This window comes from Streptomyces sp. 6N223 (genome assembly GCF_052246635.1).
Classification (GTDB): domain Bacteria; phylum Actinomycetota; class Actinomycetes; order Streptomycetales; family Streptomycetaceae; genus Streptomyces.
The window spans coordinates 15,934-37,357 of the sequence record NZ_JBQQCA010000028.1 but is presented as its reverse complement, the minus strand read 5'-3'; the positions used below and the strand labels follow the sequence as shown (position 1 = coordinate 37,357).

Here is a 21,424-nt window from a genome sequence, read left to right as displayed (position 1 = left end):
GGCTCACGGCGTCACGGAGAAGTTGGCCAGGATGCGCTCGGCCAGGTCGTGGTCGCCCTCGATCTTGAGCCGGTCCGCCACCTTCTTCGACTTCGGCCTGAGGCGCCCGCACGCCAGCCGGGCGTACGTCTCCCAGTCGGTGGTGAAGGTCACCAGCGGCCCGAGCGAAGGGCTGCCGTCCACCCGGCCGCGCCCGTTCTCGTCCACGCGGACCGTGCGCAGGAACTCCACGGGGCCGTTCACGTCGAAGACCACCGCCGACTTCCGCGGCGCCTCCGCGTCCTTGGCGACGACCTTCGGCAACGCCGCGATCAGCCGGTCGCGCGCGACCATCGCCGCCGCGCTGTCCAGGTTCCCCGGCCGGTCAAGGGCCCGCCGCAGGTCCTGCTCGTGCGTCCACACGTCGAACGTGCGCAGCTCGATGAAGTCGACGAGCGGCATCTTGCCGTAGATGGGGTGGGAGACGATGTCCTCGGGCTTGCGCCGCTCGTTGCGCAGCTGGCGGGAGCGGCGGATGATCGTGTATTCCAGCTCGCCGGTCATCTCCGGCCCCGTGTGGTGCCGGCGGACATCGACCTGGACCTCCATGTAGCGGCTCGCCTCGCTGGTGATGTGGAAGAGGTCGCGCGGCAGGGTGTGGATGGGGCGGGGGTCGCCAAGCGCCTCGCACTCGACACCGATGACGTGCGACACGACGTCGCGGACCGACCAGCCGGGGCACTCGGTGGGACGGTTCCACTCTCCGTCCACCAGCGACGAGACGAGCTCGGATATCGCCTCGATGGTCTGGGTCCAGGCATCGATGGCTGGCTGAAGGCTCGGGTGCACGGTCACGGGACCCCTCGTGGCGTAGTGGTGCTGGCGCTGGCTTGGGTGTTCACACGTTACGCTGCGCTGAGGCAGCCGGTGAATGCTTTCTGGCTTTCCGACTTGCTTCTGGGACCCAAATCCTAGGTGCGCGCGGGCGTGAAGTTCGAGCCGTCGCCCGAGACTCCGCCGACACTCCGCCGGGAGGTGGAGGGGGCGGGTCGCACCGCCGTGCAGTGCGGTGCGACCCGCCCCCATGGGCTCCAGCATCCCAGCTCCGCTTCACGGTTCCGTGACAGCGCCTCGCCAGCCCTGCTTCAGTTCACGTTCACGCGTCGCTCACCTCGGACCGCTGCGGCACCTGGGAAGCCGGGTCATCGGGGCGGGCGCGCGTCAGGTACTGCGGCACGGGCGCCGCGTCGTCCCCCGTCGTGTCGCGCACGATGCCGTACCGCAGCAGCCCCGCCTCCGGGTTGGGCGGAGTGCTGATGTCCGCGACGACCTCCTCGTGCGTGACCGCCCAGAGGACGAAGCTGTAGTCCCCGGGGTGCTCGCGGTCGGCGCGCTGGTGGTTGGTGAAGACGACCGTGCCGTCGAGGTAGAAGTACTCGTTCTGCCACATCTGCTGGGCGCCCTCGGGCAGGACGGTGTAGCCGGACTCCGGGTTGCCCATCCAGGTGTGGCCGTCGGGGTTCCCCGGCGGGGTGTCGTCCATCCGCCGGCCACCGCCCGAGGCGACGTGGAAGAGCCTGCCCTCCAGGCCCGTCCACGTGGGCATCGTCATCGGCCCCTTCACCCCCCCGATCTGCCACCTGACCACGAAGTAGCCCTGGCCGCTGAGCACCACGTGCTCGTCCCGGTGGGTCATCAGCCAGCCGTCCTCCGGGCCGTGGACCGGCTCCAGCCAATTGCCGCCGACGGCCGTGACGGGTGTGCCCTCGGGCCGCTCGGGCAGCGGCCCCGGCGGGGTTCCGGGCGGGGGCGGCGGGGCGTCGGCGGCGTCCACCGTCTGGCCGTAGACCGGACCGTCGGGCGTCGGGGGCGGCTCCTCGGCCACGACCGTCGGCGGCGCCTCGTCGTCCTCGTCGTCCTCGTCGGCCTCCTCAGCTTCCTCAGCCTCCGTACTGGGCGCCACCTCGGACATCGACGGCGGCGGGGGCTTGATCTCCTCGCCGCGCGGCGGCCCGGTGATGGTGTACGCCCCGATGCCCGCCGCGATCACCGTCGCCCCGGTGGCCGCCGCCAGGGCCGGCTTCGCCGCGAACGCCCCCGCCAGCTTCCCGAAAGCGCCCGCACCCGCACCGGCACCGGCACCGGCGCCCACACCCGCACCCGCGCCCGCGCCCGCGCCCGCCAGGAGCTGCGTCGCCACCGCGTACCCGACCGGCAGCGGCACCAGCGCGAGCCCCGCCAGCAGCCCCTCCGCCGGCGCCAGCCCGGAGGCGTGCGTGGCGCAGCGCGGGCACTCGCGCACGTGCCGCGCCAGCCGCTTGCGCCACAGCGAGGAGGGAGCGCCGTTCCAGCCGGCCGTCACCGGCGCCAGCTCGGGGCACCGGGGGCGTGCCCGCAGCACCCGCACCACCCGTCGCGCGGTGTCGAGCCGGGACTTCATCCGCTGCACCCGCACCCCGGCGTGGGCCGGGGTCAGTCCCGCGGCCTCGGCGAGCTCGGCCCGGCTGAGCTGCCCGGCGGTCTCCTGCCACCACAGCGACAGCAGGCCGCGCTCCTCGTCCTCCAGCCAGCGCGTCGCCTCGGCGGTCTCCCTGCGCTGCCCGGCAAGACCGAGCCGCAGAATCGTCACGCCGACGAAGTCGCTGTCCGGATCGACCAGTTCATGGGGCTCGTGGGCGACGGCCTGCCGCGCCCGCCACCGGTCGCGCACCTGGTGCATGGCGATCGCCACCAGCCAGCCGCGGAACCGCTCCGGGTCGCGCAGCTCGCCGAGGCGCCCGACCGCACGGAGCAGCGTCTCCTGCACGAGGTCGTCCACGTCCGGGTGGCCGTCGAGGGCCCGGCCGACGATGTTGTAGACCAGCGGGAGGTACGCCGTGACGAGCCGGTCGAGCGCCTCCCGGTCGCCGCGCTGGGCGGCCCGCACCACCTCGGCCCCCGGCAGCGCCTCCTCGCGCCCGCCCCTCGCTCTGGCTCCGGCTCTCGCTCTGCCTCGCACCCGCGCACACCTCCTCCCCTCCACGACGCCCCGGCGGCGGCCCGATAACGGTTTCCCGGCGATCGGCCGGGACCAGCCGGATCAGCCGGATCAGCCGGATCAGCCGGCCAACAGGAACTCGGCCATCATGGCGGCCAGCAGGAACGGGTCGTCCGCCCCGCACAGCTCGCGCGCGGAGTGCATGGAGAGGATGGCGACGCCCACATCCACGGTGGCTATCCCGTGCCGCGCGGCGGTGATCGGCCCGATCGTCGTGCCGCAGGGCACGGCGTTGTTGGAGACGAACGCCTGCCACGGCACCCCGGCCCGCTCGCAGGCCTCGACGAAGACCGCCCGGCCCGCGCTGTCGGTGGCGTACCGCTGGTTGACGTTCGTCTTCAGCAGCGGCCCGCCGCCCGGCCGCGGGTGGTGTCCGGGGTCGTGCCGCTCGGGGTAGTTGGGGTGGACGGCGTGCCCGGTGTCGGAGGACAGGCAGCAGGAGCCGGCGTACGCGCGTGCCCGGTCCTCGTACGCCCCGCCCCGGGCGTAGACGGAGCGCTTGAGCACGGTCCCGAGCAGCGGCCCCTCCGCGCCGGTGTCGGACTGGCTGCCGTTCTCCTCGTGGTCGAACGCCGCCAGCACCGGGATGTGGGACGGCTCCCGGCCCGCGCCCCCGCCCGCCGCCACCGTGAGCGCCGCCACCCCGGCGTGCACCGACAGCAGGTTGTCCAGCCGCGGCCCGGCCAGCAGCTCCCGGTCGCGGCCCAGGTACGCCGGTGGCTCGACGCTGTGGCACATCAGGTCCCAGCCGATGACGTCGCCGGGCGAGGCCAGCCCCGCCTCCGCCGCCACGAACTCGATCAGCTCGCCCTCGCGCGGCGTCCCGATGCCCCACACGGGCGTCATGTGCTGCTGCCGGTCGAGCTTGAGCCCCTGGTCGTTGACGCCCCGGTCGAGGTGGATGGCCAGCTGCGGCACCCGCAGCAGCGGGCGGTCGACGTCGACCAGGACGGTCTCGCCGCTGCGCAGGCTGAGCCGCCCGGACAGGCCCAGGTCCCGGTCGAGCCAGGTGTTGAGCAGCGTGCCGCCGTAGATCTCCACGGCGATCTGCTTCCACCCCTCCCGCCCGGTGTCCGGCACGGGCTTGATCCGCAGGTTGGGCGAGTCGGTGTGCGCCCCCACGATCCGGAACGGCGTGGCGGGCCCCGCCCCCTCCGGCACGTACCACGCGACGAGCGCACCGCCCCGCACCACGTATTTCCCGCCGGCCAGCCCGTCCCAGGCCGCGGCCTCCTCCACCTGCCGGAACCCGGCCTTCTCCAGCCGCCCCGCGGCGCTGGCCACGGCGTGGTAGGGCGAGGGCGAGGCCGCCAGGAACCCCATCAGGTCATCGGTGTGTGCGCGGTCGAAGGGAGCACTCATGCTCATCAGCGTACGGACGGTCGCCGCCTCGGCATCCCGGGCTGCGGCGAACGCCACACTCTCCGGGCCGGGGCACCGCGCCGGCCCCACGCGCACCGGGGTCCCGGAACGGCCGCTCGTGTTCCGGGACCCCGGCAGTCTTCGCGCGGTTGCTCAGCTCTCGGTACACACGGAGATGACGACGCCCGGCGCGTCCACGCCGATGTTCTCCGGGCCGACGGTGAGTTCCTTCCGCTCACCGTCCAGGGCCGTGCCGGTGACGGTGAGTTCGACGGTGGCGTCGGCGGCGGTGCCGGAGGACGCGCGGATCGCGACGCCGAGGCTGCCGTCCGGGCAGGAGGCCGGCGTCAGCGTGAGTCCCGTCGTGGCCTCGGTGGTCACCTCCGCGGTGGCCGTCACGTCGAGGAGGGGAGAGGTCGGGGTGCAGGTGGTGTCGATACAGACTTCGATCGGAACGCCGGGGAGGACCACCGGGCCGACGGTGAGGCTGACCGTGTGCGGCTCCGCCGCCTGCGCCTGGGAGGCGAAGGTGAGCGGCAGCACACCGAGTGCCAGGGCGCCGAGTATCGTTGCCCCACGTCGCTGAATTCGCATGACTCTCCTTTTCGGCATCTGAGGTCCCTCTGGGACTCGGCGACCAAGGTGACGGCGCATCAATTCGGGTGTCAACGAAACGCGGGGAACGAGCCCGGGCCCCGGAAGGATCCGGGAATACGCCGCGAATCGGCCGGCAGCCGGGCGGGATTGCCGGACTTCACCGCCTTTGGACCGCGCGGTGGTTGTCGCCTTTCGGCCCGGCCCGAGGCCGTGGACAGCTCAACTCCGCACACCGGGACACTTTCCGGCACCGCCGGGGGACGGTTCATGTCCTCTCCGCGTGCCCTTTCCGGATGCGGTGCCGGGCGATCTCGGTCAGCCCGGCGCGGCCCGGCGGCCACGCCGGGTGGCCGGCCGGAGCCGCCAGGTAGGCGACGACGGCGAGGTCGCCACACACCGGGCGGACCCAGACCTCGCGCCCGGCCAGACCCGGCAGCACGGGGTACCGCAGCGACCCGTACTCGATGGTGTGGTCGGCCCGCACGGTCACGGCCCGGCCCAGCACCGGCGTGGACGGCGCGGGTGGCAGGGCGTGCAGGCAGTCCCGCTCCACCGCCAGGCGCCCGGCTCCGGGTGCGCCGCCGTGGGCGCCGGCCCGCTCGCCCAGTGCCCGGCAGGCCTCCTGGAGTTCGGCGAAGGACGGATACGCCGCGGGCAGGCCGGCGTCGGTCGGCACCAGGTCGGCGGCGGCGATCCGCACGCTCTCCCGGCCGACGGCCCCACCGGCCCCGCCGGCCCCGCCGGCCGCCGCCTCCGCCGGGACGCAGGCGCGCAGCTGGATCCCGTAGTGCCGGGCGGCGGCGACCAGGACCGGGTGCCGAAGCTCCACGCCGCCGCGGGGCCGAGGGCGGGTGAGGGCGTACGTCGGCACGCCGCCCATCGCGCGGAGCGCGGCGTCGAGGCAGCAGATCAGGGTGGGCGTCGTGCGGTCCCAGCACGGGATCACGACCCGGAAGCGCGACCACGGCAGCCAGGCACAGAACAGCGAGGTGCGGCGGGGCGCGCCGTCCGGTCCCGGCACCGTGGGCCCCTCCCCCCAGCCGAACTGCATCCACAGGCCGGGCTCGGGGAGCCAGGCCCGGCCGGGGCGGCGGTTCCCGCGCCGCCACTCGTCCCTGGCCTCGCCTAACATGCGCCGGGTGGTGCGCCTGCTGCCGGTGAAGCCCAGCCTCACCAGCCGCTCGTGGACCCGGGCCGCCGTGATGTGGCCCTGGGAGCGGTCCACCCACTCCTCGATCTTCGCCATGTACGGGTCGGCCAGCCGCGCCCGGCGGGCCCGCCCGGTGACGGGCCGGCCCTCGTCCCGGACGGCCACATACCGGCGCACGGTCTTCGGATCACATCCGGTGATCTTCGCGGCCGCGGACACGGACTCCGTCGCGTCGTACGCCACCAGGATCTCGATGATCTCTTCCTCGGACTTCTTCACGGTCGCTCCGCGTTTCTCTCTCGCGAACAGACGGGACTCGGCAGCGCGCCGGGCGCGCGCGTCCCGTCAGCCGGGGAGTTCGGCGGAGTCCTGGGGGCGGCCACGCAGCGCCGTGGCCGTGTCTCTCACGCGGCGTTCGCCGCCGGGCGGCGTCACCAGCGGCTGGCGCGCCTCGCTCGTGGCGTACTGGTCGGGGGAGCGCGGCGTCGGATCGCCGCCCACCGGACCGGCGCACCGGCCGCCGGGGGCGGGCGGGCGCGGCGCGCCGTCCCGAGGCGCACCGGACTCGTCCGTTTCGCCGGTTTCTTCGTCGGAGGCGGCCCTGGGCGGGGCGGAGGGCGGCGGGGGAGCGGGCGAGGCGGCGGCGGACGTCGTGGGGGGAACGCCGGTGGCCCCGGCCGGGCCGGCGTCGGGCGGACCACCCGGGCCATCCGCTCCGTGACCGTCCCCGTCGCCCTCCGGGGCAGGGGCGGGAGCGGGCTCCTGCCGCGGCGGCACGGACGGCGGCGCCGGGACGGGGACGAGCTCCTCCAAGTCCCCCAGGCCCTCCAGATCTTCCAGGTCCTCACCGGGGACCGCGACGTCGTCTCCCGGCGCCCGCTCCGTCAGCCCGCCGAGCCCGCCCAGCCCGACCGTCTCCGTCAGCTCGGTCAGCCCGCTCACCACCGGCTCGAGCGTTTCGGCCACCTGCGGCTCACCCGCGTCGGCCGCGTCGGCAGGGTCCGCCTCGTCCGTCAGCAGCTCGCCCGCCTCGGCGACCGCCGAGGCCAGGGGGTCGGAGGAGTCACCGTGCCCCTCGGACCCGGCGGCGCGCGCCTGGTCCGCGAAGACGGCGCCCAGCAGCAGGAGCCCGCCAGCCAGCAGGAGCCCCAGCAGCACCCGCCTCGCCGCCCGGCGACACCAGCCCGCGGCAGCAGACGGCAGCGCGCACACCGGCACGGTCAGGCCCCTCCCCCGTTCGGCTCACACAGTGGCGAAGTACCACAGCATCGAACACGAGCGATCACCGTCACCGCAACCCCGCCTGAGCGCGCCGGAACGCGCCGGAGCGTGCCTGAAACCAGAGCAAATGCCCGCTTCTCGACCGTAGTTCACTCCTTTGAGTGATATTGCACAGCTCTTCTCAGGAAATACTTAGAGCAGCTGTGCCGATACTCACTGTCATAGGAGTGGCCTGATGTTGCGTCGTCTCCTCGCCATGGCGGTCGCCCTGGGCGCCGCCCTCCTCCTCACAGCCGCTCATCTCCCGACAGCCGCCGAAGGCGGCGAGCCCGCGCCGCTGGTGGAGGCGGCCGACCCCATCCGCGACCAGTACATCGTCACGCTCGACGAGGGCATCACCCCCGACGCGGCGTTGCGCACGGCGGCCCCCGGCGTGGAGCCGCTGTTCACCTACACCACGGTGCTCAACGGCTTCGCCGCCAAGCTGACCGCCGACCAGCTGGAGGCGCTGCGCGCGATGCCGGGCGTCTCGGCGGTCGAGCAGGACGCGCACGCCGTCGCGGAGCCCATCGAGCCCGGGAGGGCCGCCGCCTCGTGGGGCCTTGACCGGATCGACCAGCGACTCCTGCCGCTGGACGGGCAGTTCACCACGCGCAGCGCCGGCGCCGGCACCACGGTCTACGTGATCGACACCGGCATCGACTACGGGCACGAGGAGTTCGACGGCCGCGCCGTCCCCGGCTTCGACGCCGTCAACGACGGGCGGAACGGCGAGGACTGCAACGGGCACGGCACGCACGTCGCGGGCACCGCCGGCGGCGAGACCTACGGCGTGGCCCCCGGCACGAGGCTGGTCAGCGTCCGGGTCCTCGGCTGCGACGGCCAGGGCTCCTGGGCCGGGGTCATCGCGGGCTTCGACTGGGTCGCGCGCAACGCCCAGCAGCCCGCCGTGGCCAACGCCTCGCTCGGCGGGGCGTACAACTCCTCCGTCAACGAGGCGGCCGACAACCTGGCGGCCGCCGGCGTCCTGCCGGTCGTCGCCGCGGGGAACGAGTCGAAGGACGCCTGCCAGGTCTCCCCGGCGAGCGCCCGCGGGGCGCTGACGATCGGCGCGAGCGACCGGGCCGACCGCCAGACCAGCTTCAGCAACTGGGGCCGGTGCCTGGAGCTGTTCGCGCCCGGCCAGGACATCGTCTCGGCCCGGCTCGGCGGCGGCAGCGTCTCGCTGAACGGCACCTCGATGGCCAGCCCGCACGTCGCCGGCGTCGCCGCGCTCGTCAAGAGCTACGCGCCGTCGGCCTCGCCGGGCCAGATCGCGGACTGGATCATCGCCGAGGCCACCCCCGGCGTGCTGACGGTGGGCCCGACCTCCCCGAACCGGCTGCTGTTCACCGACGGCCTCTGACGACGCCGACCGACGACGAGGAGGAAGAGGCTCAGAACGCGGCCTCGTCCAGCTCCATCAGCGACAGGTCGGTGCCCTCGGCGACCGAGCGGGCCACGGCCACGGCCGGCAGGACCGTCGCGGCGAAGTGCTTCGCCGCGGCGATCTTGCCCTGGTAGAAGGGCACGTCCCGGCCCGCTGAGCCCGGCACCTTGGCCGCCGCCACGGCCGCACCGCGCAGCAGCAGGTAGCCGACGATGACGTCGCCCGAGGCGAGCAGGAAGGGCGTGGCGTTCAGGCCCACCTTGTACAGCGAGGTGACGTCCTTCTCCGTGGCGGCCAGGTCGGTGAGCATCACGCCGGCCATGCCCTCCAGCTCGCCCACCGCCCGCGTGAGCTGGTCCCGCGCCGTCGCCAGCTCCTCGCCGCCCGGGGCCTCGGCCAGGAACTTCTTGATCTCCTCCGCGAGGGCGGTCAGCGCGATCCCCTGGTTGCGGACGATCTTGCGGAAGAAGAAGTCCATGCCCTGGATCGCGGTCGTCCCCTCGTAGAGGGTGTCGATCTTCGCGTCCCGGATGTACTGCTCGATCGGGTACTCCTGGAGGTAGCCCGAGCCGCCCAGCGTCTGGAGGGACTCGGCGAGCTGCTGGTAGGAGCGCTCCGAGCCGTAGCCCTTGACGACCGGCAGCAGCAGGTCGTTGAGCGCCTCCTCCGCCGTGGTGTCCTCGCCCGCCCGCTCCTTGACGAGGATCGAGTCCTGCACGCTGGCGGTGAAGAGCACCAGCGCCCGCATCCCCTCGGCGTACGCCTTCTGCGTCATCAGCGAACGCCGCACGTCGGGGTGGTGGGTGATGGTGACGCGCGGGGCCGCCTTGTCGGCGAACTGCGTGAGGTCCGGGCCCTGCACCCGCTCCTTGGCGTACTCCAGCGCGTTGAGGTAGCCCGTGGAGAGCGTGGCGATCGCCTTCGTGCCGACCATCATCCGCGCCATCTCGATGACCTTGAACATCTGCCGGATGCCGTCGTGCTTCTCGCCCATCAGCCAGCCCTTGGCGGGGCGGCCGTCGCCCCCGGCGCCGCCGAAGGTCAGCTCGCAGGTGTTGGAGACCTTCAGGCCCATCTTGTGCTCGACGTTGGTGGCCCAGACGCCGTTGCGCTCGCCCAGCTCGCCGGTCTCCCAGTCGACGTCGTACTTCGGCACGATGAACAGCGACAGGCCCTTGGTGCCCGGCCCGTGCCCCTCGGGGCGGGCGAGCACGAAGTGGACGATGTTCTCGGTGAGGTCGTGCTCGCCGGAGGTGATGAAGCGCTTGACGCCCTCGATGTGCCAGTGGCCGCCGTCCTGCGGGATCGCCCTGGTCCGGCCCGCGCCCACGTCGGAGCCGGCGTCGGGCTCGGTGAGCACCATGGTCGGCGCCCACTCCTTGTCGATCATGAGCTGGGCGATCCTGCGCTGCTCCTCCGTGCCCTCGGCGTACAGCACCTGGGCGAACGCCGGGCCCGAGGCGTACATCCAGATGGCGGGGTTGGCCCCCAGCACGGCCTCGGCCGCCGCCCAGATCAGCGAGCGAGGCGCGTCGACGCCGCCGAGCTCCTCGCCGATGCCGAGCCGCCACCACTCGGCGTCCATGTACGCGCGGTAGCTGCGCTTGAACGCCTCCGGTACGGGCGCGGTGTGGGTGGCGGGGTCGAAGACGGGCGGGTTGCGGTCGGACTCGACGAAGGACGCGGCCAGCTCGTTCTCGGCGAGCCGGCAGACCTCGGCGAGCACGCTGCGCGCGGTCTCGGGATCGGTGTCGGCGAACGGGCCCTTGCCGTAGACGGCCTCACGGCCCAGGACCTCGAACAGGTTGAACTCGATGTCGCGGAGGTTCGACTTGTAGTGCCCCATGGCGACGTCTCCGTATGGCTCGTACCGGCAGGTAGCTAAGGTAACAACCATCATGCTACCCGGCAGTAATAACAGGCAAGCGGGATCCGGCCGGATTCCGGGACCGGATTTCGTGGCCGGATACGTCCTGACGCCGCCTTAAGTACGCTTCTGACTCATGTACGGCTACGACCAGTCCGCCTACGCCGGCCAGCAGCCCTACCAGCAGCCGCCGCCGACCCCGCCGGGCTACCCGGGCCAGCAGATGTACCAGCAGCCCCCGCCGCCGCCCCAGACACAGCCGCAGACCCAGCCCCAGGCCGCCACCGCCCCGGCCGCGGCGCCCCCGGCGCCGCCCTCGCTCACCGACGCGCTGCGGGCGTACACCTCGGGCGCGACCTCCACCGAGGAGTTCCACGACGTCTTCCTCTCCTCCAAGATCTACTGCCCGCGCGGCGAGAACCCCGGCTTCCTGGCGCTGCACAACACCCAGCAGCCGGTGATCCCGCTCTTCACCTCCCTGAAGGAGCTGCGCCGCTACGCCGGGAAGGACTCGCGGTACTTCACGGTCACCGGCGGCGAGGTGCTGGACCTGCTGCCCTCGGGGTACGGCTTCGCGCTGGACATGGAGGGCGAGCACCGCATCGTGCTGGACGCGCGCGCGGTGGAGGAGATGGTCGACTACACGATGCGCCGGATGTACGGCTAAACTTCCTGAGAAGTTCAACTTTCAACTGAACAAGTCATCGCCGCCCCGGGAGGCCGTCGCCATGCCCGCCGTCACCGTCGAGAACCCCCTCGCCCTGCCCCGCGTGGCGGCCCCCGCCCCCGCGCCCGCCCGCCGCCCCGTGCGTGCGGTGACCACCGCCCCCGAGGGCGTCGAGGGCGAGGGCTTCCCCGTCCGCCGCGCCTTCGCCGGGATCCACCACCGCCACCTCGACCCGTTCATCATGATGGACCAGATGGGCGAGGTGGAGTACGCGCCCGGCGAGCCGAAGGGCACCCCGTGGCACCCCCACCGCGGCTTCGAGACCGTCACCTACATCATCGACGGCGCCTTCGTCCACCAGGACTCCCACGGCGGCGGCGGGACCATCACCAACGGCGACACCCAGTGGATGACCGCGGGCTCCGGCCTCCTCCACATCGAGACCCCGCCCGATGAGCTGGTCGTCAGCGGCGGCCTCTTCCACGGCCTCCAGCTCTGGGTCAACCTCCCCGCCCGCGACAAGATGCTCCCGCCCAGGTACCAGGACATCCGCGGCGGCAGCGTCAGGCTCCTCGCCTCCGAGGACGGCGGCGCCCTGATCCGCCTCATAGCCGGCGACCTCGCCGGCCACGAGGGCCCGGGGGCCACCCACACCCCCATCACCATGCTCCACGCCTCCCTCAGCCCCGGCGCCCAGCTCACCCTCCCCTGGCGGCCCGACTTCAACGCCCTCGCCTACGCCCTGGCCGGCCGCGGCTCGGCCGGCGAGGAGCGCCGTCCCTTCCACGCGGGCCAGGCCGTCGTCTTCGGCCCCGGCGACTCCCTCACCCTCCGCGCGGACGCCACCCAGGACTCGCACACCCCCCACCTGGAGGTCGTCCTCCTCGGCGGGCTGCCCATCCGCGAGCCCGTGGCCTGGTACGGCCCCTTCGTGATGAACACCCACGCCGAGCTCACCCAGGCCTTCGACGACTTCCAGGCCGGCCGCCTCGGCACCATCCCCACCGCCCCCGCCGCCCCCGCCGCCTGACGGCGGTGCCGGTGCGGCGCCCGGTGCGGCGCGGATGGTGAGCGGATGGTGAACGGAGAGCGGCCGATGCGAGGCTGAGCCCGTCACCGAGTCCGCTGACCGGGTGACCTCGTCTCCGCCGCACCACGGGGGGCATTGGGGCGCAGGTCCGTACCCCCCCACGGACCAGGTCCACGGCCCGATGCTGTGGCGGAGGCGCACGGGGGACGCGGGCTGGGATGGTGCCTGCCCGGCGCCATCCCAGCTCCCACGCGTTCGCCCTCCCCGGCCCCCTCCCCCCGGGGCATACTGCGGGGATGGACGATCCGACCGATCGTATGGGGGACCACGAGGGCGGCGACGGCCTGGAGTTCCGGCTCCTGGGGCCGATGGAGCTGCGCGTCGGCGGGCAGCGGCTGCGCGTGCCCGGCCCGAGGCAACGCCGGCTGCTCGCCGCGCTGCTGCTCGACCCCGACCGAGTCGTCACGTCCGAGGCGCTGGTGGACGCCGTGTGGGACGAGGCCCCGCCCGACACCGCCCGCCGCCAGCTCCACAACGCCATCGCCGCGCTGCGCCGCCGGCTCCCCGCCCTGCGCCCGGTCCTCCTCAGCCATGAGCCCGGGTACCGGATCGCCGTTCCCGGGGACCGCGTGGACGCGCACCGCTTCACCCGCGCCGTCGACGCCGCCCGCGCCGCCGCCGCGGGAGACTCCCCGGACGGCGGCGCCGCGCGGGCGGCCGCCGCCCGCCAGCTGCGGGACGCCCTCGGGCTGTGGCGCGGCCCCGCCCTGGCCGACCTGACGGGCGGTGGCGGCGGCCCGGCCGGAACCGGCGGGCCGATCGAGGCGGCCGCGGCGAGGCTGGAGGAGCAGCGGCTCGACGCCCACGAGCTGCTGATGCAGCTGCGCCTGGCGGACGGGGAGTCCGCCGCCCTCGTGCCGGAGCTGACCCGGCTGTTCGACGCCCACCCGCTGCGCGAGGGCTTCGCCGCGCAGCTGATGCTGGCGCTGTACCGGTCGGGCCGGCAGCCGAAGGCGCTGGCGGTCTACGAGCGCACCCGCGCCACGCTGGCGGACGAGCTGGGCATCGACCCGCGCCCCGACCTGCGCGCCCTGCACCACCGGATGCTGCGCGGCGACCCCGCCCTGACGGCGTTGCCCGGCCCCCGCCGCCCCACCGGCGGGGACACGGCCACGCCGCCGACGCCGCCGGCAGGTCCCGAGCCGGCACCCGCACCCGCATCCGCACCCGCGCCCCCGCAGACCCTGCCGTACGACATCGCCGACTTCACCGGGCGCGGCGCCGAGGTCGACGACGTGCTGCGCGCCGTGAACGCCCCCGACACCGCCACGGGCCTGTCCATCACCGTGCTCGACGGCATGCCCGGCATCGGCAAGACCACCCTGGCCGTGCGCGTCGCCCACCTCGCCGCCGACCGCTACCCGGACGGCCGCCTCTTCGTCAACCTCCACGGCCACAGCCCCGACCGCGCCCCCCTCACCCCCGACGCCACCCTCGGCCTGCTGCTGCGCCAGCTCGGCGTGCCGCCCGAGCACGTGCCCGACGCGCACGAGGAGCGGGTGGCCCGCTGGCGTTCGGAGATGGCCGGCAGGCGGGCGCTCCTCGTGCTCGACAACGCCGCCGACGAGGCCCAGGTACGCCCGCTGCTGCCCGGCACGGCCACCGCCGCCGTGCTCGTCACCAGCCGCCTGCGGCTGACCGCCCTGGAGGGCGCGCGTCCCCTGTCGCTCGACCTGCTGCCCCACCACGACGCCGTCGCCCTCTTCCGCCAGGTCTCCCGGCTCCCCGAAGGCGATGGCGACGCCGGCGACGCCAGCGACGCCGTCGACACCGTCGTCGCGCTGTGCGGCCACCTGCCGCTGGCCATCCGCATCGCCGCCTCCCGCCTCCACCACCGCCCGGCCTGGACCGTCGCCCACCTCGCGCACCGGATGCGCGACGAGCGGGGGCGCCTGGCCGAGCTGGCCGTCGGCGACCGCGGCGTGCGGGCGGCGTTCGCCGTCTCCCACCGGCAGCTCGCTCCCGACGCCCAGACCCTCTTCCGGCGGCTGGGCCTCCACCCGGGCCCCGACCTGGACGCCTACGACGCCGCCGCGCTGCTCGACGCCCCCGTCGACGAGGCCGAGCGCCTCCTGGAGTCGCTGACCACCGCCCATCTGCTGACCGAGCACGCCGCCGGCCGCTACCACGTCCACGACCTGCTCGCCAGCTACGCCCGCGCCCTCGCCGAGGCCGAGGAGCCCGAGGCCGAACGCCGCGCCGCCGCCCTCCGCCTCACCGAGCACTACCTGTGCCTCGGCCACGCCATCGAGGAACTCGTGGACCCCGGCAGCCCGCTCGCCGCGCGCGACGCCGGCCGCCGATCCGAGTTCCCCACGCTGCGCACCATCGCCGACGCCAAGGCGGCCGTCGCCTTCGGGCACCGCACGTTCGTCGCCGCGATCGAGAACGCCCACGCCCACGGCCTGTCCCGGCAGGCGACGCGACTGGCCGAGGTGCTCTGCTCCTGCCTGCTGCGGCACGGCTACGTGGAGGAGGCCCTCGCGGGCTACACCGTCGGGCTGCGGGCGGCGCGGCTCACCAGGGACGCCGACGTCGAGGCCGCCATCCACCGGGGCGTCGGCTACGCCCACGTCTCCACGGGCCGCTTCGCCAAGGCGCTTCGCGCGTTCCGCCAGGGCCTGGCCATCGAGCGGGAGCGCGGGGACGAGGTCGGTGCCGCGCGCATACTGCGCACCATGAGCAGCGCGCACTACCGGCTCGGCGAGTACCACGCGGCGCTGGAGACCCTGCGGCCCGTCGTCGACGTCATGCGCCGGGCCGGATCGGCGTGGGACATGGCGGCCGCGCTGGCGAATCTCGGCGTCGTCTACACCCAGCTCGGCGCGTATGACGAGGCGATCGCCGCCCAGCGCGAGGTCCTGGCGCTGGAACCGCACAGCCACAGGGCGAGGGTCCTGACCCTGTTCAACCTCGGCTGGGCCCACAGCCGCAAGGGTGAGCTGGAGGTGGCGGAGGAGTACATGCGCGAGTCGCTGCGCCTGGGCCGCGAGGCCGACAGCGCGGAGGGGGAGGCCCGCAGCCGGGCGCACCTGGCCGACTGCCTGCTGCGGCAGGGCCGCGCCGAGGAGGCGCTGGCCGAGTGCCGCGCCGCGCTGGACCTGGCCGAGGGCATCGACAGCCCGGACGTCAGGAGCCTCGCGCTGGGCGTGCTGGGCCAGATCCACTACGCCCTCGGGGACCTTCCGGCCGCGCGCTCCTGCTTCGACCGGGCGCTGCGCACCACCGAGGGCGTCGGGCTGAGCTACCGGCGGGCGATCGCCCACGACGGGCGGGCGAAGGTCGCCGCGGCCCAGGGCCGGCCGGAGCTGGCGCTGCACCACTGGCGGCGCGCGCTGGAGCTGGCGGAGGAGTGCGGCGTACCGGAGGCGGACGCGATACGCCGCCACATCAGCGAGGTGGAACGGGCCGCGCCGCCGCGCCGTTGATCAGGGCTCGATCGCGAGGGCGGCGCCGAAGCCGATCAGGACGCAGCCGGTGGCCGCCCCGATGACCTTGTTGACGCGGGGACGGCGCAGGAAGGCGCTGGCGGCGCTCGTGAACCAGGCGTAGGTGACCAGCCAGAGCAGGCCCATCACCATGAAGATGCCCGCCAGCAGGGCGGTCTGCGCCACGTAGGAGCCGTCCGGGCTGACGAACTGCGGGATGAGGCTGGTGAAGAAGAGCACGATCTTCGGGTTGAAGATGTTGCTCAGCAGCCCCTGGCGGAACGGCGACCCCGCCGCCGGGAGCCCCCGCGGCGCCGGCGGCTCCCCCTCCCCCTCCCCCTCCTTGTCTTTCTCCTTCTCCTTCCCGGCTCGTTCCCCGGCCGCGCGCAGTGCGAGCAGGGCGGACACTCCCAGGTAGACGAGGTACGCGGCACCCGCGTACCGCAGGACGGTGAACGCGGTTTCCGACGCCCGGATCACCGCCGTGATGCCCAGCACCGAGGCCGCCGTCCACACCAGCAGCCCGCTCTCGATGCCCAGGGCCGTGGCCAGCGCCCCCTGACGGCCCCGGGTGAGGGCGTTCTTCGTGATCAGCGCCATGTCCGGTCCCGGCGTGATGACGAGCAGCCCGGCCACGGGAAGGAAAGTCAGCACTGACGACAGCACACGCGGCCCCTCAGCCGGTCGGTGGACATGCGAGATGGCGACGAACGAACGCCAAGGTAGCGGGCCCTCGCCGACGACTGGGGCGTCATCCGTCACGCCGTCGGTAAGACGGTTTGGGTTTCGGTGACCGCCAAGAGCGCCAGGCGAGTGCTGTCACCCTCAACACTTAGGCTGGCAGGCATGCCGGAGGAACACGAATCGCCGCTGATAGCGAGCCTGCGCAGGGCAGTTGAGGCCGCGCCCGACGACGTGCCGTTGCGGCTGCACCTCGCGAGGCTGCTGCTGGACGCCGGGCGCGGCACGGAGGCCGTCGCCGAGGTCGCCGTCGCGTTGCAGCGTGCGCCCGACAACGCCGAGGCGCGGGCGTTGATGGCCGAGGCGGTGACGGGGCCCGGACCGGCGCCCGCGCCACAGCCGCAGCCCCAGCCGCATACGCAAGAGTTCGACTGGCAGCGGGCCGAGAGTGAGGTGGCGGATGTCGTAGCGCCCCGCTTCGTCACCCAGGAGCCCGATGAACCCGATGAGCCGGACGTGCCCGAGGAGCCGCTGGCCGTCGACGGCGCGGGGGACGCCGGGGACGCGGCCGCGTGGGATGTGGAGGCGGCCGGGAGTGTGCGGCTGGCGGACGTCGGCGGGATGCGGGAGGTGAAGGAGCGGCTGGAGGCGGCGTTTCTCGCGCCCATGCGGAATCCCGAGCTGCGGCGGCTGTACGGCAAGAGCCTGCGCGGCGGGCTGCTGCTCTACGGCCCGCCCGGCAGCGGCAAAACGTTCCTGGCGCGAGCGGTCGCCGGCGAGCTGGGCGCGCGGTTCATCAACATCGCGATCAGCGACGTGCTCGACATGTGGACAGGCGCCTCCGAACGCAACCTCAGCGACATTTTCGCCACCGCCCGCCGCAACGCGCCCTGCGTCGTCTTTCTCGACGAGCTGGACGCTCTCGGCGGCAAGCGCAGCCGCATCCATCACGGCGGCATGCGCAACACCGTCAACCAGCTCCTCACCGAGCTGGACGGTGTCGCCTCCGCCAGCGCCAACGAGGGCATCTTCGTGCTCGCCGCCACCAACCACCCCTGGGATGTGGACGCCGCGCTGCGCCGACCCGGCCGCCTGGACCGGACGCTGCTCGTGCTGCCGCCCGACGAGGAGGCGCGCGTGGCCATCCTCCACTACCACCTGCGCGAGCGCCCCGTCGCCGGGATCGACCTCGGCAAGCTCGCCCGCCGCACGGACGGCTACTCCGGCGCCGACCTCGCCCACATCTGCGAAACGGCCGCCGAGCGCGCCCTCCTGGACTCCGTCCGCACCGGCCAGCCCCGCATGATCGGCATGCCCGACCTGCTGGCGGCGGCGAAGGAGGTACGCCCGTCCACCGGAGCGTGGTTCGCCACCGCGCGCAACGTCGCGCTGTACGGGAACGAGGGCGGGACGTACGACGAGCTGCTGGAGTATCTGAAGCGCCGGAGGATGGTGTGACCACGGGGGACGGCGACGACGGCCTGGCCGAGGTCCGTCGCGCCGAGGCACTGGGCGAGGCCAGGCGGCCGGGAGAGGCGGTGGCGATGCTGACCGGTGTCGTGGCCCGCGAGCCGGACAACGCCTGGGCCTGGGCGTTCCTCGCGCGGTTCAACATCATCCTGGGGGAAGCGGAGGAGGCGCCCACGGCGGCGGCGCGGGCGGTCGAGCTGATGCCGCAGAGCGCCTACGCGCACCGGCTGCTGGCGCAGTCCCTGCTGACCACGCAGCGCGTCCCCGAGGCCCGGCAGGCGGCGTACGAGGCGGTGCGGCTGGCGCCCGAGGGGTGGGCCGAGCACTGGACGCTGGCCCGGGTGCTGATGAGCGCCCAGGGGGCGAGCGGCAAGGAGGAGATCCGGGCCCGCTGCGAGCAGGCGCTGGTGTCGGCGGCGGAGGCGGTGCGGCTCGCACCCGAGGAGCCGGCCCCCCACCGGCTGAGGGCACGGATTCTGGAGCGCATGGGGCGTTACGAGGAGGCCGTCACCGCCTGGCAGCGCTCGATCGCGCTCGACCCGGCGGATGACAGCGCCCATGCGGGGATAGCCAACCTGCGGTACCGAACGGGCAAGGCGAAGGTCACGGAGCTGGTCTCGGCCGGGATCGATGTCCTGGCTCAGGCCCCGCAGAGCGAGATGACGCGGCACAACGTCGACGTCTGGCTGCACAGGCTGCTGCGCCGCGCCCGCTGGATCGCCCTGCCCTGCCTGTGGTTCACGCTGCCGCCGACGCGCGCCTTCGCGGCCGAGGGCGACCTCACCGCCCTGCCCGCGCCGTGGCCGGAACGCCTCTGGTGCGGGGCGCTGATCGCCGTACTCTGGGCGGTGGTCCTGTGGCTGGCCCGGCGGCGCCTGCCGGCGAGCGCGTGGCGGGGCATGCGCAGCCTGGTCCGCCGTTCCTGGGTGGTGCGCATGGCACTGCTGTCCGCCGCGTGGTGCCTGCTGTGCGCGTACGCCATGCTGCTCATTCCCTGGGGAGAGCGCCGGATACTCCAGGCGCTGGCGTTCGCCGGAGCGGTTCCGGTGCTGGTCACGGCGTACGTGGACCGCTCGTGGCGGCGCGTGCGTGTCGCGCGGGCGGCGCGGGGGGAGCTGGGGGTGGGCGACTGGTACGGCCCGGCGTCCGGCCGCACGCGGGTATAGGGGGGCGCAGGGGGCAAGGGGCGTAGGGCAAGGGCGCAGGTCCGTCTCACAGGCCGGGCGGCCCCTCCCGCAGCTCGAACCACGTCGTCTTGCCCTCGCCGCGCGGCGCCACGCCCCAGGCGTCGGCCAGCGACTCCATCAGCATCAGGCCGCGTCCCGAGGACGCCAGCTCGCCGGGCTCCCGCCGGTGGGGAAGCTCGTCGCTGGGGTCGGTGACCTCCACCCGCAGCAGCCGGTCGCCCGCCTGCCCGCTCAGCTCGGCCACGAGCAGTGCGTCGCCGTCGGTGTGGGTGAGGACGTTCGTCACGACCTCCGAGAGCATCAGCGCCGCCCCGTAGACCCGGCCGGAGTCCTTCCAGTCGTGCAGCAGCGCGTCGAGCTGGCCGCGCGCCTGGGCGACGCGGGAGGGCTCGGACTGGGCGATGGTCAGCACCACCCGCCGCACCGGCCCGCGCACGCCCGTCGCGGGCGTCTCGGGGCGTTCCAGCAGCAGCAGCGCGATGTCGTCCTCCTCGGCCGAGCCGGGCACGAGGCCCCCCGCGGCGGCCACATCGGGTACGCCGCCGGGCCGCCGCGCCGTGTCGATCAGGGCGTCGGCCACGTCCTCCAGGTCGGCGGCCGGGCTGATGGCCGCGAGCGCCTTGCGCAGCCGCGCCCACCCGGCGTCCACGTCGAGGTGGCCCGCCTCGATCAGCCCGTCCGTGCACAGCAGCAGCGTCTCGCCGGGCTCCAGCACCAGCCGGGTGGTCGGGTAGTCTCCGGCCGGGTCGATGCCCAGCGGCAGCCCGCCGGCGGTCGGCCGGTTGATCATCGTGCCGTCCTCGAGCAGCATCGCCGGATCCGGGTGGCCCGCGCGGGCGATGTCGAGCGTGCCGGAGGGCGGGTCGACCTCCACGTACAGGCAGGTGGCGAAGCGGTCGTCGGGCTCGGCGTGCGCCTTCCCGGCGGTGGGCGCGAGGGTGGCGAGGAAGCGGGAGGCGCGCGAGAGCACCCCGTCCGGGTGGTGGCCCTCGGAGGCGTAGGCGCGCAGCGCGATGCGGAGCTGCGCCATGATCGCCGCGGCCCGCACGTCATGCCCCTGCACGTCACCGATGATCAGCGCAACGCGCCCGGACGGCAGCGGGATCACGTCGTACCAGTCGCCGCCGACCCGCAGCCCGCCGCCCGTGGGCACGTAGCGGGCCGCGATCCGCATCCCGGGGACGGTGGGGCTGGGGGCGGGCCGCATGGTGTGCTGGAGGTCGGCGGTGAGCTCGCGCTCGGTGTCGTGGAGGAACGCCCGCGCCAGGGCCTGGGCCAGCTGCCGGGCGATGGTGGACAGCAGCGCCCGCTCCTCGAAGGTGAAGGCGTGGCGCGTGTCGAAGCAGACGAGCCAGACGCCGATGGTGCGCCCGGCCACCGTCAGCGGCAGGAAGCCCCAGGACTGGTGGCCGAATCGCCTGAGCGTGGGCCACAGCTCGTTCCACACCTCGGGGTAGCGCTCCTCGAAGTCGGCGGGGGAGGGGAGGTAGACCGCGTGCCCGGTGCGCATGACCCCGGCCGGCGGCCCGGCGGAGTCCACCCGCGCGCGGGAGAGGGGCACGGCACGGTGCAGCGCCTCCATCAGCTCGCTGTCCCGCTCGGCGTCGCCGTGCTGGGTGTGGTACTCGATCACCCGCAGGTGGTCGCCCTCGCGGCTGAAGACGCCGGTGGCGGAGGGCTCGAAGCCGGGCATGGCCAGGGAGCTCGCGATCCGCAGCACCTCGCGGGTGGTGCTGGCCTCCGACAGCGCCTGCCCGACGTCCAGCAGGAACGCCTCGCGGGCGCGCCGCCACTCCGCCGCGTCCGGCGTGGCGGGGCGGGCGGCGGAGGGCGGCTCCTCCTCGGCCGCCTCGGCGAGGATGCCGACGATGACGGAGGGCGTGTGGGGAACGCCGGGTGCGGACGGCAGGCCGCCCTGGAGGCTGCGGGCGCGGCTGCGCAGGGTGCGCACCACGCCGCCGTCCTCGGCGACGACCCGCAGCTCGGCCTCGCCGACCCGGCCGTCGGCCGCGGCGGCGACCATGCCGCGGTAGCCCTGGACGTAGTCCGCCACGTGGAAGTGGGCGCGGACGACGTGGTCGGGGACGGTGACCGGCGTGGACGGCAGCCCGATCAGCTCGGCGGCGACGGCGTCGAGGCTGATCATCCCCTCCTCGCCCTCCCAGCGCCAGACGCCTATACGGCAGGCGTCCAGCGCGGCCAGGACGTCCTCTGTATGCATATCGCACAACTTTATGCCTATCTGTCCACCGGCGGCGA

15 protein-coding genes are annotated in these 21,424 nt (G+C 74.1%); 6 read left to right on the top strand and 9 right to left on the bottom strand.

Translation table 11 applies throughout. From position 1 onward, the window contains the following. Positions 1–3: 3 nt before the first annotated feature. The 6 genes from ACTWQH_RS18485 to ACTWQH_RS18460 all read right to left on the bottom strand — a co-directional run bounded on the left by ACTWQH_RS18485 (position 4) and on the right by ACTWQH_RS18460 (position 7,343). Positions 4–834 carry a maleylpyruvate isomerase family mycothiol-dependent enzyme gene (locus ACTWQH_RS18485; RefSeq protein WP_443287711.1) on the bottom strand — a complete coding sequence of 277 codons (831 nt, stop codon included), beginning with the start codon at positions 832–834 and terminating at the stop codon, positions 4–6. A 301-nt stretch (positions 835–1,135) separates the two neighbouring features. Next, a complete protein-coding gene (locus ACTWQH_RS18480; RefSeq protein ID WP_443287710.1) occupies positions 1,136–2,977 on the bottom strand; it encodes an RNA polymerase sigma factor in 1,842 nt (613 codons plus the stop codon). Between the two features lie 99 nt (positions 2,978–3,076). Continuing rightward, complete coding sequence (locus ACTWQH_RS18475; RefSeq protein ID WP_443287709.1) at positions 3,077–4,384, bottom strand: M18 family aminopeptidase; 1,308 nt, start codon at positions 4,382–4,384, stop codon at positions 3,077–3,079. 147 nt (positions 4,385–4,531) lie between these two features. After that, a complete protein-coding gene (locus tag ACTWQH_RS18470) occupies positions 4,532–4,972 on the bottom strand; it encodes a hypothetical protein (protein WP_443287708.1) in 441 nt (146 codons plus the stop codon). Between the two features lie 268 nt (positions 4,973–5,240). Then, positions 5,241–6,404, bottom strand: a complete 1,164-nt coding sequence (locus ACTWQH_RS18465; protein WP_443287707.1) for an IS21 family transposase — start codon at positions 6,402–6,404, stop codon at positions 5,241–5,243. 66 nt (positions 6,405–6,470) lie between these two features. Further along, entirely contained in the window at positions 6,471–7,343 is an 873-nt protein-coding gene (locus ACTWQH_RS18460; protein ID WP_443287706.1) for a hypothetical protein, read from the bottom strand. A gap of 238 nt (positions 7,344–7,581) precedes the next feature. Between ACTWQH_RS18460 and ACTWQH_RS18455 the strand changes: the two genes are divergently transcribed. After that, positions 7,582–8,751: a S8 family peptidase gene (locus ACTWQH_RS18455; RefSeq protein WP_443287705.1), complete on the top strand. Its 1,170-nt coding sequence runs from the start codon at positions 7,582–7,584 to the stop codon at positions 8,749–8,751. Between the two features lie 31 nt (positions 8,752–8,782). Here the strand turns inward: ACTWQH_RS18455 and ACTWQH_RS18450 are convergent, their stop codons facing one another. Continuing rightward, positions 8,783–10,621 carry an acyl-CoA dehydrogenase gene (locus ACTWQH_RS18450; protein WP_443287704.1) on the bottom strand — a complete coding sequence of 613 codons (1,839 nt, stop codon included), beginning with the start codon at positions 10,619–10,621 and terminating at the stop codon, positions 8,783–8,785. A 157-nt stretch (positions 10,622–10,778) separates the two neighbouring features. Here ACTWQH_RS18450 and ACTWQH_RS18445 point away from each other — a divergent pair, with 157 nt between their 5' ends. The 3 genes from ACTWQH_RS18445 to ACTWQH_RS18435 all read left to right on the top strand — a co-directional run bounded on the left by ACTWQH_RS18445 (position 10,779) and on the right by ACTWQH_RS18435 (position 15,827). Next, the gene (locus ACTWQH_RS18445; RefSeq protein ID WP_443287703.1) at positions 10,779–11,309 is read left to right on the top strand and encodes an SseB family protein; all 531 of its coding nucleotides are present in this window, start codon (positions 10,779–10,781) and stop codon (positions 11,307–11,309) included. A gap of 61 nt (positions 11,310–11,370) precedes the next feature. Then, positions 11,371–12,339, top strand: coding sequence for a pirin family protein (locus tag ACTWQH_RS18440; protein WP_443287702.1), 969 nt, complete (start codon positions 11,371–11,373; stop codon positions 12,337–12,339). 296 nt (positions 12,340–12,635) lie between these two features. Then, positions 12,636–15,827, top strand: coding sequence for an AfsR/SARP family transcriptional regulator (locus tag ACTWQH_RS18435; protein ID WP_443287701.1), 3,192 nt, complete (start codon positions 12,636–12,638; stop codon positions 15,825–15,827). Here ACTWQH_RS18435 and ACTWQH_RS18430 read toward each other — a convergent pair whose 3' ends face one another. Then, on the bottom strand, positions 15,828–16,481 hold the full coding sequence (locus ACTWQH_RS18430) for a LysE family translocator (protein ID WP_443287700.1): 654 nt from the start codon (positions 16,479–16,481) through the stop codon (positions 15,828–15,830). It lies immediately after the preceding gene. A gap of 192 nt (positions 16,482–16,673) precedes the next feature. On the opposite strand from ACTWQH_RS18430, the gene ACTWQH_RS18425 reads away from it, so the two are divergent. Both ACTWQH_RS18425 and ACTWQH_RS18420 read left to right on the top strand, forming a co-directional pair. After that, entirely contained in the window at positions 16,674–17,966 is a 1,293-nt protein-coding gene (locus tag ACTWQH_RS18425; RefSeq protein WP_443287698.1) for a tetratricopeptide repeat protein, read from the top strand. After that, positions 17,963–19,144: a tetratricopeptide repeat protein gene (locus tag ACTWQH_RS18420; RefSeq protein WP_443287697.1), complete on the top strand. Its 1,182-nt coding sequence runs from the start codon at positions 17,963–17,965 to the stop codon at positions 19,142–19,144. Before ACTWQH_RS18425 ends, ACTWQH_RS18420 begins: the two co-directional genes overlap by 4 nt. Before the next feature lie 46 nt (positions 19,145–19,190). Here ACTWQH_RS18420 and ACTWQH_RS18415 read toward each other — a convergent pair whose 3' ends face one another. After that, the gene (locus ACTWQH_RS18415; protein WP_443287696.1) at positions 19,191–21,386 is read right to left on the bottom strand and encodes a SpoIIE family protein phosphatase; all 2,196 of its coding nucleotides are present in this window, start codon (positions 21,384–21,386) and stop codon (positions 19,191–19,193) included. Between the last annotated feature and the right edge of the window lie 38 nt (positions 21,387–21,424).

What these genes read in the sequence shown, in the direction of transcription:
- ACTWQH_RS18475 (WP_443287709.1), bottom strand. Translation starts at nt 4,384, where the DNA reads ATGAGCATGAGTGCTCCCTTCGACCGCGCACACACCGATGACCTGATG.
- ACTWQH_RS18470 (WP_443287708.1), bottom strand. Translation starts at nt 4,972, where the DNA reads ATGCGAATTCAGCGACGTGGGGCAACGATACTCGGCGCCCTGGCACTC.
- ACTWQH_RS18455 (WP_443287705.1), top strand. Translation starts at nt 7,582, where the DNA reads ATGTTGCGTCGTCTCCTCGCCATGGCGGTCGCCCTGGGCGCCGCCCTC.
- ACTWQH_RS18450 (WP_443287704.1), bottom strand. Translation starts at nt 10,621, where the DNA reads ATGGGGCACTACAAGTCGAACCTCCGCGACATCGAGTTCAACCTGTTC.
- ACTWQH_RS18445 (WP_443287703.1), top strand. Translation starts at nt 10,779, where the DNA reads ATGTACGGCTACGACCAGTCCGCCTACGCCGGCCAGCAGCCCTACCAG.
- ACTWQH_RS18440 (WP_443287702.1), top strand. Translation starts at nt 11,371, where the DNA reads ATGCCCGCCGTCACCGTCGAGAACCCCCTCGCCCTGCCCCGCGTGGCG.
- ACTWQH_RS18435 (WP_443287701.1), top strand. Translation starts at nt 12,636, where the DNA reads ATGGACGATCCGACCGATCGTATGGGGGACCACGAGGGCGGCGACGGC.
- ACTWQH_RS18425 (WP_443287698.1), top strand. Translation starts at nt 16,674, where the DNA reads ATGCCGGAGGAACACGAATCGCCGCTGATAGCGAGCCTGCGCAGGGCA.
- ACTWQH_RS18415 (WP_443287696.1), bottom strand. Translation starts at nt 21,386, where the DNA reads ATGCATACAGAGGACGTCCTGGCCGCGCTGGACGCCTGCCGTATAGGC.